General features: G+C 61.8%; 18 protein-coding genes. 11 read left to right on the forward strand and 7 right to left on the reverse strand.

Annotated features, from left to right (window positions below; all coding sequences use genetic code 11):
- Window positions 1-86: 86 nt before the first annotated feature.
- Window positions 87-743, forward strand: a complete 657-nt coding sequence (locus LCU97_RS21510; RefSeq protein ID WP_053157696.1) for a polysaccharide lyase family 7 protein — start codon at window positions 87-89, stop codon at window positions 741-743.
- 18 nt (window positions 744-761) lie between these two features.
- On the opposite strand, the gene LCU97_RS21515 is transcribed toward LCU97_RS21510, so the two are convergent.
- The 3 genes from LCU97_RS21515 to LCU97_RS21525 form a co-directional block, all read right to left on the reverse strand.
- A complete protein-coding gene (locus LCU97_RS21515) occupies window positions 762-1994 on the reverse strand; it encodes a nucleoside permease (protein ID WP_053157699.1) in 1233 nt (410 codons plus the stop codon).
- 198 nt (window positions 1995-2192) lie between these two features.
- Window positions 2193-3209, reverse strand: a complete 1017-nt coding sequence (locus tag LCU97_RS21520; RefSeq protein ID WP_269803024.1) for a sugar phosphate isomerase/epimerase family protein — start codon at window positions 3207-3209, stop codon at window positions 2193-2195.
- A gap of 59 nt (window positions 3210-3268) precedes the next feature.
- Window positions 3269-4444 carry a Gfo/Idh/MocA family protein gene (locus tag LCU97_RS21525; protein ID WP_232777716.1) on the reverse strand — a complete coding sequence of 392 codons (1176 nt, stop codon included), beginning with the start codon at window positions 4442-4444 and terminating at the stop codon, window positions 3269-3271.
- Between the two features lie 177 nt (window positions 4445-4621).
- Here LCU97_RS21525 and LCU97_RS21530 point away from each other — a divergent pair, with 177 nt between their 5' ends.
- On the forward strand, window positions 4622-5644 hold the full coding sequence (locus LCU97_RS21530; RefSeq protein WP_232777717.1) for a LacI family DNA-binding transcriptional regulator: 1023 nt from the start codon (window positions 4622-4624) through the stop codon (window positions 5642-5644).
- Window positions 5645-5660: 16 nt separating this feature from the next.
- On the opposite strand, the gene LCU97_RS21535 is transcribed toward LCU97_RS21530, so the two are convergent.
- A complete protein-coding gene (locus tag LCU97_RS21535) occupies window positions 5661-6752 on the reverse strand; it encodes an SMP-30/gluconolactonase/LRE family protein (protein ID WP_053158854.1) in 1092 nt (363 codons plus the stop codon).
- Between the two features lie 276 nt (window positions 6753-7028).
- On the opposite strand from LCU97_RS21535, the gene LCU97_RS21540 reads away from it, so the two are divergent.
- Both LCU97_RS21540 and LCU97_RS21545 read left to right on the forward strand, forming a co-directional pair.
- Entirely contained in the window at window positions 7029-7994 is a 966-nt protein-coding gene (locus tag LCU97_RS21540; protein ID WP_269803021.1) for an EamA family transporter, read from the forward strand.
- A 310-nt stretch (window positions 7995-8304) separates the two neighbouring features.
- The gene (locus LCU97_RS21545) at window positions 8305-9165 is read left to right on the forward strand and encodes a CAP domain-containing protein (protein WP_232777718.1); all 861 of its coding nucleotides are present in this window, start codon (window positions 8305-8307) and stop codon (window positions 9163-9165) included.
- Window positions 9166-9193: 28 nt separating this feature from the next.
- Here the strand turns inward: LCU97_RS21545 and LCU97_RS21550 are convergent, their stop codons facing one another.
- Both LCU97_RS21550 and ggt read right to left on the reverse strand, forming a co-directional pair.
- Entirely contained in the window at window positions 9194-9727 is a 534-nt protein-coding gene (locus LCU97_RS21550) for a cysteine hydrolase family protein (RefSeq protein ID WP_232777719.1), read from the reverse strand.
- Window positions 9728-9744: 17 nt separating this feature from the next.
- Complete coding sequence (gene ggt, locus LCU97_RS21555; protein ID WP_053157723.1) at window positions 9745-11472, reverse strand: gamma-glutamyltransferase; 1728 nt, start codon at window positions 11470-11472, stop codon at window positions 9745-9747.
- 164 nt (window positions 11473-11636) lie between these two features.
- On the opposite strand from ggt, the gene LCU97_RS21560 reads away from it, so the two are divergent.
- Window positions 11637-12071, forward strand: coding sequence for a GNAT family N-acetyltransferase (locus LCU97_RS21560; protein ID WP_232777720.1), 435 nt, complete (start codon window positions 11637-11639; stop codon window positions 12069-12071).
- A 103-nt stretch (window positions 12072-12174) separates the two neighbouring features.
- Here LCU97_RS21560 and LCU97_RS21565 read toward each other — a convergent pair whose 3' ends face one another.
- Window positions 12175-12525, reverse strand: a complete 351-nt coding sequence (locus tag LCU97_RS21565) for a hypothetical protein (protein ID WP_053157728.1) — start codon at window positions 12523-12525, stop codon at window positions 12175-12177.
- A gap of 109 nt (window positions 12526-12634) precedes the next feature.
- Between LCU97_RS21565 and tusD the strand changes: the two genes are divergently transcribed.
- The 6 genes from tusD (at window position 12635) to LCU97_RS21595 (ending at window position 16096) form a co-directional block, all read left to right on the forward strand.
- Window positions 12635-13027, forward strand: a complete 393-nt coding sequence (gene tusD / locus LCU97_RS21570) for a sulfurtransferase complex subunit TusD (protein ID WP_053158857.1) — start codon at window positions 12635-12637, stop codon at window positions 13025-13027.
- Window positions 13027-13389, forward strand: a complete 363-nt coding sequence (gene tusC, locus LCU97_RS21575) for a sulfurtransferase complex subunit TusC (RefSeq protein ID WP_232777721.1) — start codon at window positions 13027-13029, stop codon at window positions 13387-13389. The genes tusD and tusC overlap by 1 nt, the downstream gene beginning before the upstream one ends.
- Window positions 13389-13682, forward strand: coding sequence for a sulfurtransferase complex subunit TusB (gene tusB / locus LCU97_RS21580; protein ID WP_232777722.1), 294 nt, complete (start codon window positions 13389-13391; stop codon window positions 13680-13682). Before tusC ends, tusB begins: the two co-directional genes overlap by 1 nt.
- Window positions 13679-14014, forward strand: coding sequence for a TusE/DsrC/DsvC family sulfur relay protein (locus LCU97_RS21585; protein ID WP_232777723.1), 336 nt, complete (start codon window positions 13679-13681; stop codon window positions 14012-14014). Before tusB ends, LCU97_RS21585 begins: the two co-directional genes overlap by 4 nt.
- Window positions 14011-15012: a glycosyl transferase family protein gene (locus LCU97_RS21590; protein WP_232777724.1), complete on the forward strand. Its 1002-nt coding sequence runs from the start codon at window positions 14011-14013 to the stop codon at window positions 15010-15012. The genes LCU97_RS21585 and LCU97_RS21590 overlap by 4 nt, the downstream gene beginning before the upstream one ends.
- An 88-nt stretch (window positions 15013-15100) precedes the next feature.
- A complete protein-coding gene (locus LCU97_RS21595; RefSeq protein WP_053157743.1) occupies window positions 15101-16096 on the forward strand; it encodes a glutathione S-transferase family protein in 996 nt (331 codons plus the stop codon).
- Window positions 16097-16157 lie beyond the last annotated feature (61 nt).

Genomic DNA, 16157 nt, shown 5'->3' on the forward strand with positions numbered 1-16157 from the left:
GGGTCGATAACATGGACACTGTGCCATGGAAGGCAAATTTGCCATTACGGTCGAGACCACGGCCGACTCCATGGGAGTACCCGATCATGATTGACCTGACTATCTGGAACATCACCCTTCCCGTGCAGACCCCGGCGCAAGTGGTGCACACCAAGGCCATGCCGAGCCTGCAGAACAAGTACTTCAACCGCAGCGGCGAACGCATCGTGTTCTGGGCGCCGGTGACCGGTTCCCATACCGGCAAGAGCGAATTCCCACGCTCCGAGCTGCGGGAAACCAGCAAGGATGGCAAGCTGCGCAACTGGCGCTACAACAGCGGCATCAATACCCTCAAGGGCACGCTGGCGGTGAACCAGGTGCCTTCCGAAGGGCGCGTGGTGGTGGCGCAGATCCACGCCAAGGATGCCCCTACGCCGCTCTTGAAACTGGTGTACCGCTACGCCAAGGGCAAAGGCAATGTCGATGTGGAATACCGGGTCAAACCCAAGGACAAGAAGAGCCCGGTGCTCTTCAGCGTGCCGAACGTGGCCCTGAACAAAGCCTTCAACTACTCGCTGCAGATGGACAAGCAAGGCAAGCTCACCGTACTGGTCAACAACGTCGGCAAGCAAGTGAAGCTGGACTCGTCCTGGCACCCCTATAACTTTTACTTCAAGGCCGGTGTCTACACCCTGGACAATGTCGGCAACTCCAATGAAGGCGGGAAAGTGACCTACACCAAGCTGGACGTCAGCCATAAATGACCGACGTCCCGCCCGGCCTCATGCCTTCGAGGTCGCCGTCAGCGCTTGCCGGCCACTGAAGGTCAGCAGGAAGAACACCAGCACCACCAGCGCAAAACCGGCCGGGAACAGCCAGATGCTGTTCCAATCGTGGCCCGCCTCCACGACGAAGCGATCGGTCACCTGCCCCGCCACCCAGAAGCCGATCAACATCCCCACCCCATAGGTCGCCAGGGTGATCAACCCCTGGGCCGAACTGCGCAGGTGCTTGGGCGCCTTGGCGTCGGTGTAGATCTGCCCCGAGACGAAAAAGAAGTCGTAGCAGATGCCATGCAGCGCGATGCCGGTGAACAGCATGAACGCCAGGTCCCCGTTGTTACCGTAGGCGAACAACACATAGCGCAACGTCCACGCCAGCATCCCCACCAACAGCGCCAGCTTGATGCCGAAACGTTGGATGAACAGCGGCAACAGCAGCATGAACAGCACTTCGGAGACCTGCCCGATGGCCATCTTCGCCGTCGGGTTGGACATGCCGGTTTCGGCCAGGAACGGATTGGCGTTCTGGTAGTAGAACGCCAGGGGAATGCAGATCAGGATCGAGGCGATGAAGAACACCAGGTAGCTGCGGTCCTTCAACAACCCCAACGCGTCCAGCCCCAGCAGTTGCCTGAAGCTGTCACCGCCGGTCTGCTTCTCCAGAGGCGCCGTGGCCGGCAGCGTGAAGCTGTAGAGCCCAAGGGCAAGCGATGCAACGGCCGCCATCAGGAAGGTGTTGCGCAAACCGCCCGCAGCGATGGATTCACGCGAGTCCCAGGCGAACACAAAGCTGATCACCACCCCCGCGACGATCCAGCCCAGGGTGCCCCAGACCCGGATACGCGAGAATTCCATCGCCGGGTCGCGCATCTGGCGGAACGCCACGGAATTGACCAGGGCCAGCGTTGGCATGTAGACCACCATGTAAGCCAGCACATACGGATAGAACGCGCTGAACTGCGCCGCCGAATACAGCTGGTACAACAACACCGCCCCGATCAGATGCAACACCGCCAGGATCCGCTCGGCATTGAAATAGCGGTCGGCGACCAGCCCGATCACCAACGGCGCGATGATCGCTCCCCAGGACTGGGTGGAAAATGCCATACCGATCTGCCCACCGTTGGCACCCAGGGTGCTGGACAGAAACGTTCCGAGGGTGACGAACCAACCACCCCAGATAAAAAACTGCAGGAACATCATCACGCTCAGGCGTGCATTCATCGTGGTCATGACCGTCACCGTTTTATTTGTTGTTCTTGTGATCCATTGGAAGCTGGCCTATCTGTGGAAGCGAAACCTGTGGGAGCAAAGCTTGCTCGCGATGAAGTCAATGCGGTTCTGCTGGAGACCAGGCTGCCCTTATCGCGAGCAAGCTTTGCTCCCACAGGTTCTGCTCCTACAGGTTTTGCTCCCATAAGCTTTGCTCGGTTACTGCGGCAACCCCAACAGCCGTCGATTGGAGGCCTCATCCGCCGTGACGCCGGCAAAATCGTCGAACGCCTTGCGGGTCTTGCTGATCATGTGCCGCTGGATGAATGCCGCGCCCTCTGCCGCACCCTGTTGCGAATCCTTCAGGCAGCACTCCCACTCCAGCACCGCCCAACCCTTGAAATCGTATTGCGTCAACTTGCTGAAGATCGATTTGAAATCGATCTGCCCATCACCCAGCGAACGGAACCGACCAGGGCGATCCACCCAGCCCTGATACCCGCCATACACGCCGGAACGGGCATCGGGACGGAACTCGGCGTCCTTGACGTGAAACATGCGGATGCGCGCATGGTAGCGATCGATGAATCCCAGATAGTCCATTTGTTGCAGCAACAGATGGCTCGGGTCATAGAGAATGGCCGCCCGTGGATGACGGTCCACCGCTTCCAGGAAGCGTTCGAACGAGGCGCCATCGTGCAGGTCTTCGCCGGGGTGGATCTCGTAGCACAGGTCGACGCCGGCCTCGTCGAAGCAGTCGAGAATCGGCAACCAGCGCCGGGCCAGTTCGGCAAAGCCTTGCTCCACCAGCCCTGATGGACGCTGTGGCCACGGGTACATATAGGGCCACAGCAGCGCACCGGAAAAAGTCGCGTGGGCCTGGAGGCCCAGGCGTTGGCTGGCGCGAGCGGCCAGCTTCAGTTGCTCGATGGCCCACTCGGTGCGCGCCTGGGGTTGGCCGCGCAAGTGAGCCGGGGCGAAGTCGTCGAACAGCGCGTCGAAAGCCGGGTGCACCGCCACCAATTGACCTTGCAGGTGCGTCGACAACTCGCTGATCTCGACGCCAGCCTGGGCGCAGATGGCTTTCAATTCATCGCAGTAATCCTGACTTTCGGCAGCCCGGGCCAAGTCGATATAACGCGAGCCCAGGGTCGGCAATTGAATGGCCCTGTAGCCCTGCGAGGCGGCCCACCCGGCGATGTTCGCCAACGTGTCGAACGGCGCCTCATCGGACATGAACTGGGCCAGGAAAATCGCCGGCCCGCGCAGGCCTTCCGGGGTTTGATCGACGGCACTCACAACAGCGATTCTCCGGTGTTCAGCGCGGTCCACTTCGCCTCGCCACGATGGTTGATGACGGCGGCCTCGATAAACGCCATTGTGCGCAAACCCGTCTCGATGCCGGGTACGCCAGGCACGTCGGGCCCTTCGACATGTGCGCGAATGGCACGGGCGAAGTCACCATAGAGGTTGGCCATGGCTTCCAGGTAGCCCTCCGGGTGCCCGGCCGGCAGGCGCATGCGACGGGTCGCCGCTTCGCATAGCCAGGGCTGACCGACACCACTGCGCAGGATGCGCAGGGGCTGGTCGATGGCGCGATGGATCAGGCTTGTCGGCTCCTCCTGGCGCCATTCCAGGGCACCTTTATCGCCATAGACACGGACCTTCAGCGGGTTCTCTTCACCCGTGCAGACCTGGCTGGCAAGCAACACGCCGCTGGCGCCGTCCTGCATCCTGAACAGCATGGCGACGTCGTCATCGAGTTGCCGGCCCGGAACATGGGTGCCCAGCGTGGCGCAAAGCTCCTGGATCGGCTGGTCCGCGACGAACTCCGCCAGGGAAAACGCATGGGTGCCTATGTCACCGATGCATCCACCCAGCCCGGACCGTGCCGGATCGTCGCGCCACTGCGCCTGTTTGTTGCCTTGAGCGGCGAGGTCCTGGCTGAGCCAGCCTTGGGGATACTCGACGAATACTTTGCGCACCTTGCCGATCACGCCCGAGCGCACCATCTCACGGGCCTGCCAGACCATGGGATAGCCAAGGTAGGTGTGGGCCAGACCATAGAGGCAGCGGCTGCCTCGCAGATCGTCTTTGAGCGCCAGCAACTCCTTGAGGTCCAGCGCGGCGGGTTTCTCGCTGAAGACATGGAAGCCGGACTTCAATGCCTGGCTGGCAATCGGGGCATGGAGGTGATTGGGCGTGACGATCACCAGCAACTCCATGCGTTGATCCAGGGGCAACATCGCTTCGGCATCAAGCATCTGTTGCCAGTCCTGATAGCAACGGGACCCGGTCAACCCCAGGGAGGCGCCGGTCTGCCGGTTGTTATGGGCATCGCGGCTGAACGCACCGCACACCAGCTCGAAGCCGCCATCCAGGCCCGCGGCCTGGCGATGGGCCCGGCCAATGAATGCGCCCTCTCCACCGCCTACAAAGCCCATTCTTATTTTCCGTGCCACAGGGTTCATCGCGACGCGCTCATGTTGGAGTTGATGACATGTAACCGGTTACATCACGACGAATCTAGGCCCTGTTCTGCGCACTGTCAAACCCGATGCGTGCATGCATGGGCGTTTGTGAGGCGGGCAACCTGCGGTAAGCTCCTCAGCCGTGTGCCCCATTTGCGGCGCAGTATCGAGGTGCGATTGTCCAACATTCGTGAAGTGGCGCGGCTGGCCGGCGTTTCAGTGGCCACAGTGTCCAGAACGCTGAAATCCCCCGAGCGCGTCTTGCCCGAGACTCGGGAAAAGGTCAATGCGGCGGTGGAACAGGCCGGCTATCGACCGAACCTGATGGCCGTGCAGTTCCGTTCCCGGCGAACCGGAAACCTGGTGATCCTGGTGCCGAAGATCGCCAACACCTTTTTCGCCCGAGTGATCAGCGGTGCCCAACAGGCAGCGCAAGCGTCGGGTTATCGATTGCTGTTATGCGACACCCAGGGTCGGGAAGATATCGAGCAGGAATTCGCCGCGCTGGTCTATGCACACCAGGCCGATGGGGTGATCCAGTTGCGGGCAAGCGACCCCTTCGTCTCGCTCCCTCCCGGCACCGATGCGCTGCCGCTGGTCAATGCCTGCGAGGTGGTCAAGGACGCCCCCTACCCGACCATCAGCCTGGACAATCGGGCCGCTGCCCGAGCCATGACCGAACACTTGCTCAGCCTGGGTCACCACCGTATCGGCATCATCAAGGGCCCGCGTAGCAGTCCCCTGACCCTGGATCGCGTCGCCGGCTATGAAGACGCCTTGCGTCACGCCGGTATCGCCATCGACCCTGGCCTGATCTGCCACGGCGACTTCACCCTGAGTGCCGGTTACGAAGGCGCCGGGGTGATGCTGGGGCTGGCCGAGCGGCCCAGTGCGTTGTTTTGCGAGAACGACGAGATGGCCATCGGCGCCCTCAAGCGCATCAAGCAGATGGGCCTGCGAGTGCCCGAGGATATTTCGCTGGTGGGCTTCGATGACATCCCGTTCGCGGCCTATTGCGACCCGCCGTTGACCACCATTTCCCAACCGGCCGAGGCTTTTGGTCAGAAGGCGGTGGAGATGTTGATTGCGCGGATAGAGAACAAGCCTGTTGCGCAACGGCATGTGTTGTTGCCGTTCGAGTTGACGGTGAGGGGCAGCACGGCGCCAGTGGCGAGCGAGCGAACTCCCCCGCCACCATGATCGGCGCAACCTGCAATCAGGCGAACGTCGCCCCTCGGGTATTCACGAACAGCGAATACAGCGAGTGACTGCCGGCCATAAACAACCGGTTACCCTCTCGCCCGCCGAAGCAGACGTTGGGGCAGCGCTCGGGCAGTGAGATGTGCCCGATGGCCTTGCCATCGGGGTTGAACACCCGCACACCATCGAGCTTTTCCAGGTCGGCCTTGGGGTCGCCGTTGCCGCCCCAGCCGCACCAGAGGTTGCCACTCTCGTCGCACTTGATCCCATCGATGGCGGCGTAATCCAGGCCTTCGATGTGCTTGCGCCGTTCGCCCAGGGAGCCGTCGTCCTTGACGGTAATCGCCCAGATCAAACGGTTGGGCTTGGCCCGCCCCTCCACCACATAAAGGGTCTTCTCGTCCGGAGAGAAACACAGGCCGTTCGGTCCCGCCAGGTCGTCGATCACCCGGCTGACCTTGCCGGTTTCGCCGTCGATGCGATACACCGCGTGGGGTTGGGCAGGCGTGACCTTGTGCCCTTCGTAATTGTTGCCGGTCTGGAACGGTGGGTCGGTGAACCAGACCGAACCGTCCCGCTTGCAGACGATGTCGTTGGGTGAGTTGAAGGGCTTGCCCTCGAAACTGTCCGCCAATACGGTGATGCTACCGTTGTGCTCGGTGCGGGTAACGCGCCGGCCCTCGCTCGACGTCGTAGAGCCCTCGCAAACCAACAGCCGCCCCTGGCGATCGCGGCACATGCCATTGGAGAAATTGGCATGCTCGCGGTACACCGACAGGCCGCCGGTGACTTCATCCCAACGCACGATGCGGTTGTTGGGAATATCGCTGACCAGGAGATAGCGACCGTCGCCAATCCACACCGGCCCCTCCGCCCAGCGCAGGCCGGTGGCGAGTTTTTCCACGCTGGCGTTGAAAATGCGCAGGTCCATGAAGCTGGGGTCGAGGATGTTGACCAATGGATCCGGATAACGCTGGCTCAGCGGTTCTGCCTGGGCGAACCCCGGCAGATTGCCCAGAGTGGTGGCCGCCGCCGAAACCACCAGGGATTTTTTCAGGAATACCCGGCGGCCCTGATCGGCAGCGGTTGCAGTTTGCGAAGCATCCATCATGACTTTCTCCGTTAGTTATTATTGGACGGGGACGACAGTTTTACTACGTGATAAGACATCGTACAAGAATATGTTTTCGGTACACTTTTAAAAGAAAGCGCACAGGACCAGTCCTGCCTTACGATCATGAAAAGCCCTTGATTCAGCGCTTTGCCTGACTTGTTCCTCTTCGCGGGATACGGTACAAACTCAGACAAGTTGTACGACCACAATATAAAAATATTTGATCGAAGCCCCTTTTGGCTTCGGCGACTTGTCTTGGGAACACCTGCCATGACCCGCTCCAGCGCACTACCGGATATCCCCACTCCGCTTCCCCGCCATCTCGCGGTGCTTGTCCTGTTATGCATGGGCTGCGCCTTTGCCGGTAACCATGTCGCGGCACGGGTCGCATTCGACGACGGGGCCGGCGTGTTGCTGGCGATCCTGATGCGCTCGGGCGGAACGCTGTTGGTGCTGGCCATGATGGTGCTGTGGCAACGGCAGAACCTGCGTCTGCCAGCAGGAGCCTGGCGCTGGCAATTGACGCTGGGCCTGTTGATCGGCGCCCAGAGCCTGTGTCTTTATTCGGCGGTGGCGAGGGTGCCGGTGGCGCTGGCGCTGCTGGTGGCCAATGTCTTTCCGATCCTGCTGGCCTTATTGACTTGGGCACTGGGTGGGCCCCGCCCGACCGTACGCACCGCCGCGTTGATGGGGATGATTCTCGTGGGCCTGGTCTTCGTGCTGGAGGTGCCGACCCGGCTATCGTCCGAGCAAAGCGTCGGCCCGCAATGGCTGCTGGGGGTGTGCCTGGCGTTCTGCGCCGCCTGCGTATTCGCCTGCGCGCTGTGGATCACCGATCACAAGTTGTCCCAAGCGCACGGTTCCGTGCGCAGCCTGCTGACGATTGCCATCGTATTCAGCAGCGTCAACCTTGCCGGCCTGACCGGCGCCCTTCCCGGTGGTTTCGACCTGCCGGCCACCAGCACCGGTTGGTTCGCCCTGGCGACCCTGGTCGTACTCTATGGCACCGGCTTCATCGTGCTGTTCATCTCCATCCCCCGTCTGGACATGCCGCGCAATGCCCCGGTGATGAACATCGAACCGCTGGCGACCCTGCTGATCGGCTGGCTGGTGCTGGATCAGATGCTCAACCCGGGCCAGGTGCTCGGTGGCGCTATTGTGGTGACTGGGATTGTGATGTTGACTTATCGCAAGACCAAGCGTGTCGAGGCCGCGGTGGCTGATGCCACGGACTGAAGGCTGAAGCTGAATCCGTAGGAGCAAGGCTTGCCCGCGATGCTGACGAGGGGATTTCCCGGGAGACCGAGGTGTCTTCATCGCGGGCAAGCCTTGCTCCCACAGAGCCTTGTTCCAGCAGAGCCTTGCGCTTACAGGACCTTGTTCTCACAGTACTTTCAGCTCAGCAGCCTCTGCCGCTTTGAAACTTGTTTTCAAACCCAAAGTCCTAGCTCAGCCCTGAAACCTCGCCTGTCGATAGCGATGCGTTTTCCGGTGGGTCGGCGCCAGTCCTGGCGCCCAGGCATTTTCCTCCTGAGCCGTTCGCATCATGCGCCACACTGTTCGCTCCTGCCGTTTCGTTTCGCTCTGCTTCATCCCCTTGTTTGCGTTGTTCACCAGCCCGGCCCATGCCCGAGGCGAAGGGCAATTGGTGGACGCCATCAATGACTACCGCAGCCAATCCCGTCGTTGTGAATGGCGCACCGTGCGTGCTTCCAGGCCACTGGTGCTGCGCTCGCGCCTGGCCTTGCCTATCGGCTTTCGCGGCGGCCTGCGCGAAGCCCTCAAGGACGCCGGCTATCAGGCCCAGACTGTGCGCAGCATCCGCCTGACCGATGCGCGGGATGCTGAGGAAGCGTTCGAGATGCTGGCGGATGAGCATTGCTCGACGCTGCTGGACAGCCAGTATGCGGATATCGGCGTCAATCGGGTCGGCGATCAGTGGCGAGTGGTCCTGGCGCAGCCCATGGGTGGCGCTCCGGTAAGCGACGCCTCCTCGACGGGCAAGTCGTTGCTGGCCCAGGTCAATGCGGCGAGGGCCCAGTCCCGCTTGTGCGGGCGCCAACGCTTCGCCGCCGCCCGGCCCCTGAGTTGGAACGCGGCACTGGGAACCGCAGCCCAGGGACACAGCCGGGCAATGGCCCGCGGCAATTATTTCGCCCACCGCGACCCGGACGGCCGCTCCGTCGCCGACCGTGCCAAGAGTGCCGGTTATCGTGGTCGAAAATTTGGCGAAAACATCGCCGCCGGCCAAGGCTCACCGAACCAGGCCATGCGGGATTGGCTGGCGAGCCCAGGACATTGCGCCAACCTCATGAACCCGATGTTCACTCAGATGGGCGCCGCATACGCCACCGAGTCAGACAGCGACGCAGGGATCTACTGGACGATGGTGTTTGGCGCGCCGTGAAATGGTGTCCTCACGGCCCCGGGCTGGATCAGAAGTGAATCTCTCCCGCCGGCACCACATCGACCCGTGACACCGCGCCGCTAAGGCGGCCCAGACGGTTGTTGTGGTTGGCGATGATCTGCTCCGCCGCCAGGCTACCGTTGTCCACGGTGGAGTGGGCATCGGCAGCCAGGACCACGTCGTACCCCAAGGCATGGGCCTGGCGCACCGTCGCGTTGACGCAGTAGTCGGTCTGTAGGCCGCAGATCACCAGGCGATCGATACCCCGGGCTTGCAGCAACGGTTGCAGGTCGGTCTGGTAGAAGGCATCCGGCGTGGTCTTGCGCACGCTCAGGTCATCCGCCGCGGTCAGCAGGCCGTCGGCCAGTTGCCAGGCGGCGGAGCCATACAGCAGCGAGCCTTGCAGCTCCTCGTGCTGGATCAGGATCACCGGCACGCCAACGGCCCTGGCTTTGGCGCTGAGGTCGTTGATGGTCCGGATCACGCGTTGGCTTTCGAAGCATTCCTCCTCGCCGGAGCACAGTGCGCTCTGGACGTCGATGATCAGCAATGCGCTATTCATGGTGCTCCCTCTGCAACTCAATATCCCAACGATAACCCGGTGTTGCGGCGTGGGTCGTTGGCACCGTAGAAACGGTTCTTGCCCACCGGCTTTCCGCCCAGCGACGGAGCCCCCACCAGGATCGCGGCAATGTGGTTCGGATCCTGGGGGCCGGCGAACTTATGCCCCCAGCTCTCAAGGATTTTACGAGTGTCGGGGCTCGCCGCGAAGGTTTCCAGATTGGTCTCCTCGGGCATCCACTGTTGATGGAAACGCGGGGCGTCAACCGCTTCCTGCAAGTTCATGCCGTAGTCGATCACGTTGAGGATGGTCAGCAATGTCGCAGTGATGATGCGGCTGCCGCCCGGCGTTCCCACCACCATCACGGTCTTGCCGTCCTTGGTGACGATGGTCGGGCTCATGGACGACAACGGCGCCTTGCCCGGGGCGATGGCGTTGGCTTCGCCTTGCACAAGACCGTACATGTTCGGCACGCCGACCTTGGCCGTGAAGTCGTCCATTTCGTCGTTGAGGATCACACCGGTCTTGCTCGCCATCACACCGGCGCCGAACCAGTCGTTGAGGGTGTAGGTGACCGAAACCGCGTTGCCCCACTGGTCGACGATGGAATAGTGAGTGGTATTGCTGCCCTCGTGAGGCGCCACGCCGGGTTTGATCTTCTGCGAATCCCCGGCCTTTTGCGGTTCGATGGCGGCGCGCAGTTTGGCGGCGTATTGCTTGTCCAGCAGATGATCGATGGGGTTCTGCACGAAGTCCGGGTCACCCAGGTAGCTGTTGCGATCCACGTAGGCGTGGCGCATGGCTTCGATCTGGTAGTGCATGGCCTGGGCCGAATGGAAGCCCAGGTCCTTCATCGGATAGCCGTCGAGGATATTCATGATCTGGCACAGCACCACCCCGCCGGAACTGGGGGGCGGGGCCGAAACGATGTGGTAACCACGGTAATCGCATTCCACTGGCGCCAGCTCGCGGGTCTTGTATTTGTCCAGGTCGGCCTGGGTAATGATGCCTTTGTTGGCCTGGCTGGAGGTGACCAGCGCATCGGCGACCCAGCCTTTGTAGAAGCCATCGGCGCCCTTGGCCGAGATCTCCCGAAGGGTCCGGGCGAGGTCCTTTTGCACCAGTTTCTGGCCGACCTGCATCGGCTCGCCGTTGTGCAGGAAGATCGCGCCGGAGTCGCGCATGTCTTTCTTGAACACATCGGTGGCGGTTTCCAGCAGGTCCACATCGCCCTGTTCCAGGGTGAAGCCTTCCTCGGCCAGACGGATCGCCGGGGCGATGAGTTCGGCGCGGGGCTTGCTGCCGTACTTCTTCAACGCCAGTTCCATGCCGGAAACGGTGCCGGGCACCCCGACCGCCAAGTGTCCGCGAGTGCTCAGATCAGGGATGACATTGCCATCCTTGTCCAGGTACATGTCGGCCGTGGCCGCCAGCGGCGCTTTTTCGCGGAAATCCAGGAATGTCTTGCGCCCATCGGCCAGTTGCAGGGTCATGAAACCACCACCGCCCAGGTTACCCGCCGCCGGATACACCACTGCCAGGGCATACCCCACCGCCACCGCCGCATCCACGGCATTGCCACCGTTCTTGAGCACGTCGACGCCCACGTGGGTGGCCAGATGCTGAGCCGTGACCACCATGCCGTTTTCGGCGGCGACCGGCGCCTGGGAGGCGGCTTGCACGTAGAAACAGCTGAGGGTCAGGGAGGTGGCCAGAAGGGTTCGGGCAAGGCATTCGAACTTCATGAGTCGGTCTCTTCTTGTTTTTAATAGGTCACGGATCGCATCAAGAGCATCAGGCAGTATGGCTTGGTTTACGTAATCCGCCCGTTCGCGGTTGATCGCATGACGCCACCCTAACCTTTGGGATAGGCTCTGGCGGATCACTTTCACGTATAAGGACATCACCGATGACGCTGCGAATCGAACGCACGGACGCCCCCACCGACGAGGAGCGCCAGGCCATCCTCGCCCCGCTACGGGCCTACAACACGGCAAAGACCGGGGGAACGTCACCGGAACTCGTCGCCTGGCTGGTGCGGGACGAACACAGCAACGACATCGTCGGCGGGCTCTACGGCCGGGTGTTTTTCAGTTGGCTGTATATCGAGCTGTTGGTGGTGCCGGAACAGGCACGCGGCCATGGCACGGGCTCGACCTTGATGCGAATGGCCGAAGAGCTGGCCAGGGAGAAAGGCTGCGTGGGCATCTGGTTGGACACCTTCGACTTCCAGGCGCCGGAATTCTACAAAAAGCACGGTTTCACCGAGTGCGGTCGGATCGACGATTACCCGCCCGGGCATCGGCACTTCTTCTTCCAGAAGCGCCTGCCCCCCGCCGATTGAAACCGGCTCCCAAAGGGTTGATGTCAGCCTGGATATTCCAGCTGCAGATCAATCCTTGTGGGAGCGAGCCCTGCTCGCGATAGCGGGCGACCCGGTCATCCGCCTAGAGACAAGTCGCCAACGCCGCCAACCGGCGCTTGGCCACGAAATCATCGTGTCGCGCGTAATAGTTCAGCGTCGTGCCCTGCGCCCCGCTCTCCAGGTCGACAAACGATTCGGCGGAACGGGTATACACCGTCGAGCCGCCTTTCTTGCCCGGTTGCAGGTAAGCTCCGGCATCCACGCCAAACACCGCTTCGTCCTGCCAGGAAAACTGCACACACTGGGCCACGACCTGTTCCGGTTTGTCCGAGGTCATCGTCTTGTAAGGGGCTTGAGTCCGGGCGTGTTCCATCGCCGAACCCGCGCAGCCGGCCAGCAGGGTGGTGGCCAGGACCACCGTCAACATTCGCATTGCGTTCACTCATCGAGAAAAAGCGGAATGTAGCACTTTGGCCCCCCTGCAATCGCCCCTGCGCCCATAAAGCTTTATCATGGCCGCAGTTTTGCTGATCGGGTCTGTCATGAAGTTCGCCATTGCGCTGTTTTCCGCCGCCCATGCGCCCTCCTCGCGCCGCGCCCTTCTGTTCGCCCAGGCCGCGTTGGCCGGCGGGCATGAAATCGTCCGACTGTTTTTCTATCAGGACGGCGTCCATAACGCCGACAGCGGCGTCGTCACGCCTCAGGACGAGGCAGACCTGCCCCGGCAATGGCGCACCTTTGTCACCGACAACCAGCTCGACGGCGTAGTCTGCATTGCGGCAGCCTTGCGACGCGGGGTACTCAACGATGAAGAAGCCCAGCGCTACCAGCGTTCAGCGGTCAGCGTCGAGGCCCCCTGGACACTGTCCGGGCTGGGCCAGTTGCACGATGCGATCCAGGACGCCGACCGCTTGATCTGTTTTGGAGGCGCATAATGGCCAAATCTCTATTGCTGATCAGCCGCCAGGCGCCCTGGTCGGGACCGGGCGCACGGGAAGCCCTGGACATCGTGCTGGCCGGCGGCGCATTCGACCTGCCCATCGGCCTGCTGTTTCTCGACGACGGGGTGTTCCAACTGCTCGCGGGCCAGAACGCCAAGGTTGTCCAGCAAAAAGACCTGAGCGCGAACCTGCAGGCGTTGCCGATGTTCGGTGTCGAAGCGCTTTTCGTCTGCGCCGACAGCGCCACCCAACGGGGCGTCGACACCGAGACCCTGGCCCTGGATGATCTGAAGGTGCTGACCGCTCAGGACATCGCCGCCCTCATTGACCGTTACGACCAGGTGATCACCCTCTGATGTCGACTTTGCATGTGTTGTCTCATTCGCCCTTTGGCGACCAGCGCTTCACCAGTTGCCTGCGGGTCCTGGGGGCGCAGGATGCACTGCTGCTATGCGGCGACGCGACCTATGCGTTGCAAGCTGGCAGCGCACCGTTCGAAAAGCTGCAAGGCAGCAACTTGAATCTGTTCGTGCTGGCCGAAGACCTCCAGGCCCGAGGCCTGCACCTTCCAGACTGGGCCGAAGCCGTTGATTACCCTGCCTTCGTCGAGCTGTCGATCCGGCATGACAAGGTCAACACGTGGTTATGAGTGTACTGAACGTGGGTGACCGCGCCATCACGCTGGACAAAGACGGCTACCTGGCCGACCTGAACGACTGGTCGACCGATGTTGCCAGTGCGCTGGCTACCGCCGAAGGCATCGAGTTGAGTCCCGAACACTGGGAGATTCTCGAACTGTTGCGCGGCTTCTACGATGAATTCCAGCTCTCCCCCGCGACCCGGCCCCTGATCAAGTACACCGCCCTGAAACTGGGGGCGGACAAAGGCAACAGCCTGCACCTGAACCGACTGTTCAAAGGCACCCCCGCCAAACTCGCCGCCAAACTGGCGGGCCTGCCAAAACCGACGAACTGCCTATGACCGACTTCCCATCGCTGACCCTCCAGACCCCGGCCGAACATCCTTTCGCCCAGTTCGTACGCATCCTTGGCAAAGGCAAGCGCGGCGCCCGCAACCTGACACGTGAAGAAGCCCGCGAGGCCATGGGCATGGTGCTGGACGAGCAGGTCGAGGACACCCAACTGGGCGCCTTCCTGATGCTATTGCGGCACAAGGAAGAAAGCGCCGAGGAAATGGCCGGTTTTACCGAAGCCCTGCGCGAGCGCCTGGTCGTCCCGGCACTGACGGTGGACCTCGATTGGCCCACCTATGCCGGCAAGAAGCGCCACTTGCCGTGGTACTTGCTGGCCGCCAGGTGCCTAGGGCAAAACGGCGTGCGGATTTTCATGCACGGCGGCGGCGCTCATACGGCGGGCCGTCTTTATACAGAACAGCTGTTGGGGCTTCTGCAAATCCCCCTGTGCCGCGACTGGCAACAGGTGAGCGCCGCCCTGGACCACAGCGGCCTGGCCTTCATGCCCCTGGTGGACTGGGCGCCGCAAATGCAGCGCATGATCGACCTGCGCAACACCCTTGGCCTGCGTTCACCGATCCACTCCCTGGCGCGGATTCTCAACCCGCTGGGGGCTCGTTGCGGGCTGCAAAGTATCTTCCACCCTGGCTACCAGGCGGTGCATCGCGAGGCCAGCGGCTTGCTCGGCGACACCGCCATCGTCATCAAGGGCGACGGCGGCGAGATCGAAATCAACCCGGACGCCGACAGCCATCTGTACGGCACCACGGGCGGCGTGAGCTGGGACGAAGAATGGCCACGGCTTTCGGAGCAGCGCCACGTAAAGCCGGAAAGTCTTGATCCCGACCATTTGAAGGCGATCTGGCGTGGTGACCTTGAAGACAGCTACCCACAACTGGCACTGATCGCCACGATGGCTTTGGCCCTGCGCGGCCTGGGCCTGACCCGCGAAGAAGCCTTCGACCGCGCCCGCCTGTACTGGAGTGCCCGCGATAGATCGATTTAATCGATCATCAACGCCCAACCTTTGCGCTTTTTGTTCGAACCTATCGGAATAGACTCGTCTCCAATGTTTATAGGTCGAGGAGATCGAGATGGGTTTGTTAGTCAAAGGTCGCTGGCAGGATCAGTGGTATGAAAGCAAGGACGGCACTTTCCAGCGCGAACAGGCGCAACGTCGCAACTGGATCACCGTCGATGGCAGCGCCGGCCCCACAGGGGACAGCGGGTTTGCCGCCGAATCGGGACGCTACCACCTGTATGTGTCTCTGGCCTGCCCCTGGGCCCACCGCACGCTGATTTATCGCAAGCTCAAGGGCCTGGAAGACTTGATCGATGTCTCGGTGGTCAGCTACCTGATGCTGGAAAACGGTTGGACCTTCGACAAGGCCCACGGCTCCACCGGCGACAAACTGGACGACCTGAGTTTCCTGCACCAGCGCTATACCAGCGACACGCCGGACTACACCGGCCGCGTCACCGTGCCCGCCCTGTGGGACACGCAGCGCAAACGCATCGTCAACAACGAATCGGCGGAAATCATCCGCATGTTCAACAGCGCCTTCGACGGCCTGACCGGCAACGATCTGGATTTCTACCCCGAACACCTGCGCAGCGATATCGATGCCCTGAACGAGCGCATCTACCCAGCCGTGAACAACGGTGTCTATCGCGCCGGGTTCGCCACCACCCAGCAAGCCTATGAAGACGCCTTCGATCACTTGTTTACCGAACTGGACCGACTGGACGGGTTACTGGGGTCGAAACGCTACCTGACCGGTGAATACCTTACCGAAGCCGATATCCGCCTGTTCACGACACTGATCCGTTTCGATGCGGTGTATTTCGGCCATTTCAAATGCAACCTGCGCCGCATCGCCGACTACCCGAACCTGTCGAACTGGCTGCGGGAGCTGTACCAGTGGCCGGGCATTGCCGAGACCGTGGATTTCACTCATATCCAGCGTCATTACTACGGCAGCCACAAGACCATCAACCCGAATGGGATCGTGCCCAAGGGGCCGTTGCAGGATTTCACGGTTGCCCATGATCGGGGGCGGTTGAGTGGGAAAGGGATTTGGCGGGGTTGAGAACTGTTCCTGAAAATTTGTTGTAGCTGAGAGCCCTTTCGCGAGCAAGCCCGCTCCCACA

The sequence above is a fragment of the Pseudomonas uvaldensis genome, assembly GCF_021271205.1.
GTDB classification, from domain to species: Bacteria; Pseudomonadota; Gammaproteobacteria; order Pseudomonadales; family Pseudomonadaceae; genus Aquipseudomonas; species Aquipseudomonas uvaldensis.

Bases quoted from the DNA above. Each gene is read 5' to 3' on its own strand.
- LCU97_RS21535 (WP_053158854.1), bottom strand. From the start codon at position 6,752: ATGGATGCTTCGCAAACTGCAACCGCTGCCGATCAGGGCCGCCGGGTA.
- tusC (WP_232777721.1), top strand. From the start codon at position 13,027: ATGGCCAAATCTCTATTGCTGATCAGCCGCCAGGCGCCCTGGTCGGGA.
- LCU97_RS21525 (WP_232777716.1), bottom strand. From the start codon at position 4,444: ATGAACCCTGTGGCACGGAAAATAAGAATGGGCTTTGTAGGCGGTGGA.
- LCU97_RS21545 (WP_232777718.1), top strand. From the start codon at position 8,305: ATGCGCCACACTGTTCGCTCCTGCCGTTTCGTTTCGCTCTGCTTCATC.
- LCU97_RS21550 (WP_232777719.1), bottom strand. From the start codon at position 9,727: ATGAATAGCGCATTGCTGATCATCGACGTCCAGAGCGCACTGTGCTCC.
- LCU97_RS21540 (WP_269803021.1), top strand. From the start codon at position 7,029: ATGACCCGCTCCAGCGCACTACCGGATATCCCCACTCCGCTTCCCCGC.
- LCU97_RS21585 (WP_232777723.1), top strand. From the start codon at position 13,679: ATGAGTGTACTGAACGTGGGTGACCGCGCCATCACGCTGGACAAAGAC.
- tusD (WP_053158857.1), top strand. From the start codon at position 12,635: ATGAAGTTCGCCATTGCGCTGTTTTCCGCCGCCCATGCGCCCTCCTCG.
- LCU97_RS21520 (WP_269803024.1), bottom strand. From the start codon at position 3,209: ATGTCCGATGAGGCGCCGTTCGACACGTTGGCGAACATCGCCGGGTGG.
- LCU97_RS21510 (WP_053157696.1), top strand. From the start codon at position 87: ATGATTGACCTGACTATCTGGAACATCACCCTTCCCGTGCAGACCCCG.
- LCU97_RS21590 (WP_232777724.1), top strand. From the start codon at position 14,011: ATGACCGACTTCCCATCGCTGACCCTCCAGACCCCGGCCGAACATCCT.
- tusB (WP_232777722.1), top strand. From the start codon at position 13,389: ATGTCGACTTTGCATGTGTTGTCTCATTCGCCCTTTGGCGACCAGCGC.
- LCU97_RS21565 (WP_053157728.1), bottom strand. From the start codon at position 12,525: ATGCGAATGTTGACGGTGGTCCTGGCCACCACCCTGCTGGCCGGCTGC.
- LCU97_RS21515 (WP_053157699.1), bottom strand. From the start codon at position 1,994: ATGACCACGATGAATGCACGCCTGAGCGTGATGATGTTCCTGCAGTTT.
- ggt (WP_053157723.1), bottom strand. From the start codon at position 11,472: ATGAAGTTCGAATGCCTTGCCCGAACCCTTCTGGCCACCTCCCTGACC.
- LCU97_RS21595 (WP_053157743.1), top strand. From the start codon at position 15,101: ATGGGTTTGTTAGTCAAAGGTCGCTGGCAGGATCAGTGGTATGAAAGC.
- LCU97_RS21560 (WP_232777720.1), top strand. From the start codon at position 11,637: ATGACGCTGCGAATCGAACGCACGGACGCCCCCACCGACGAGGAGCGC.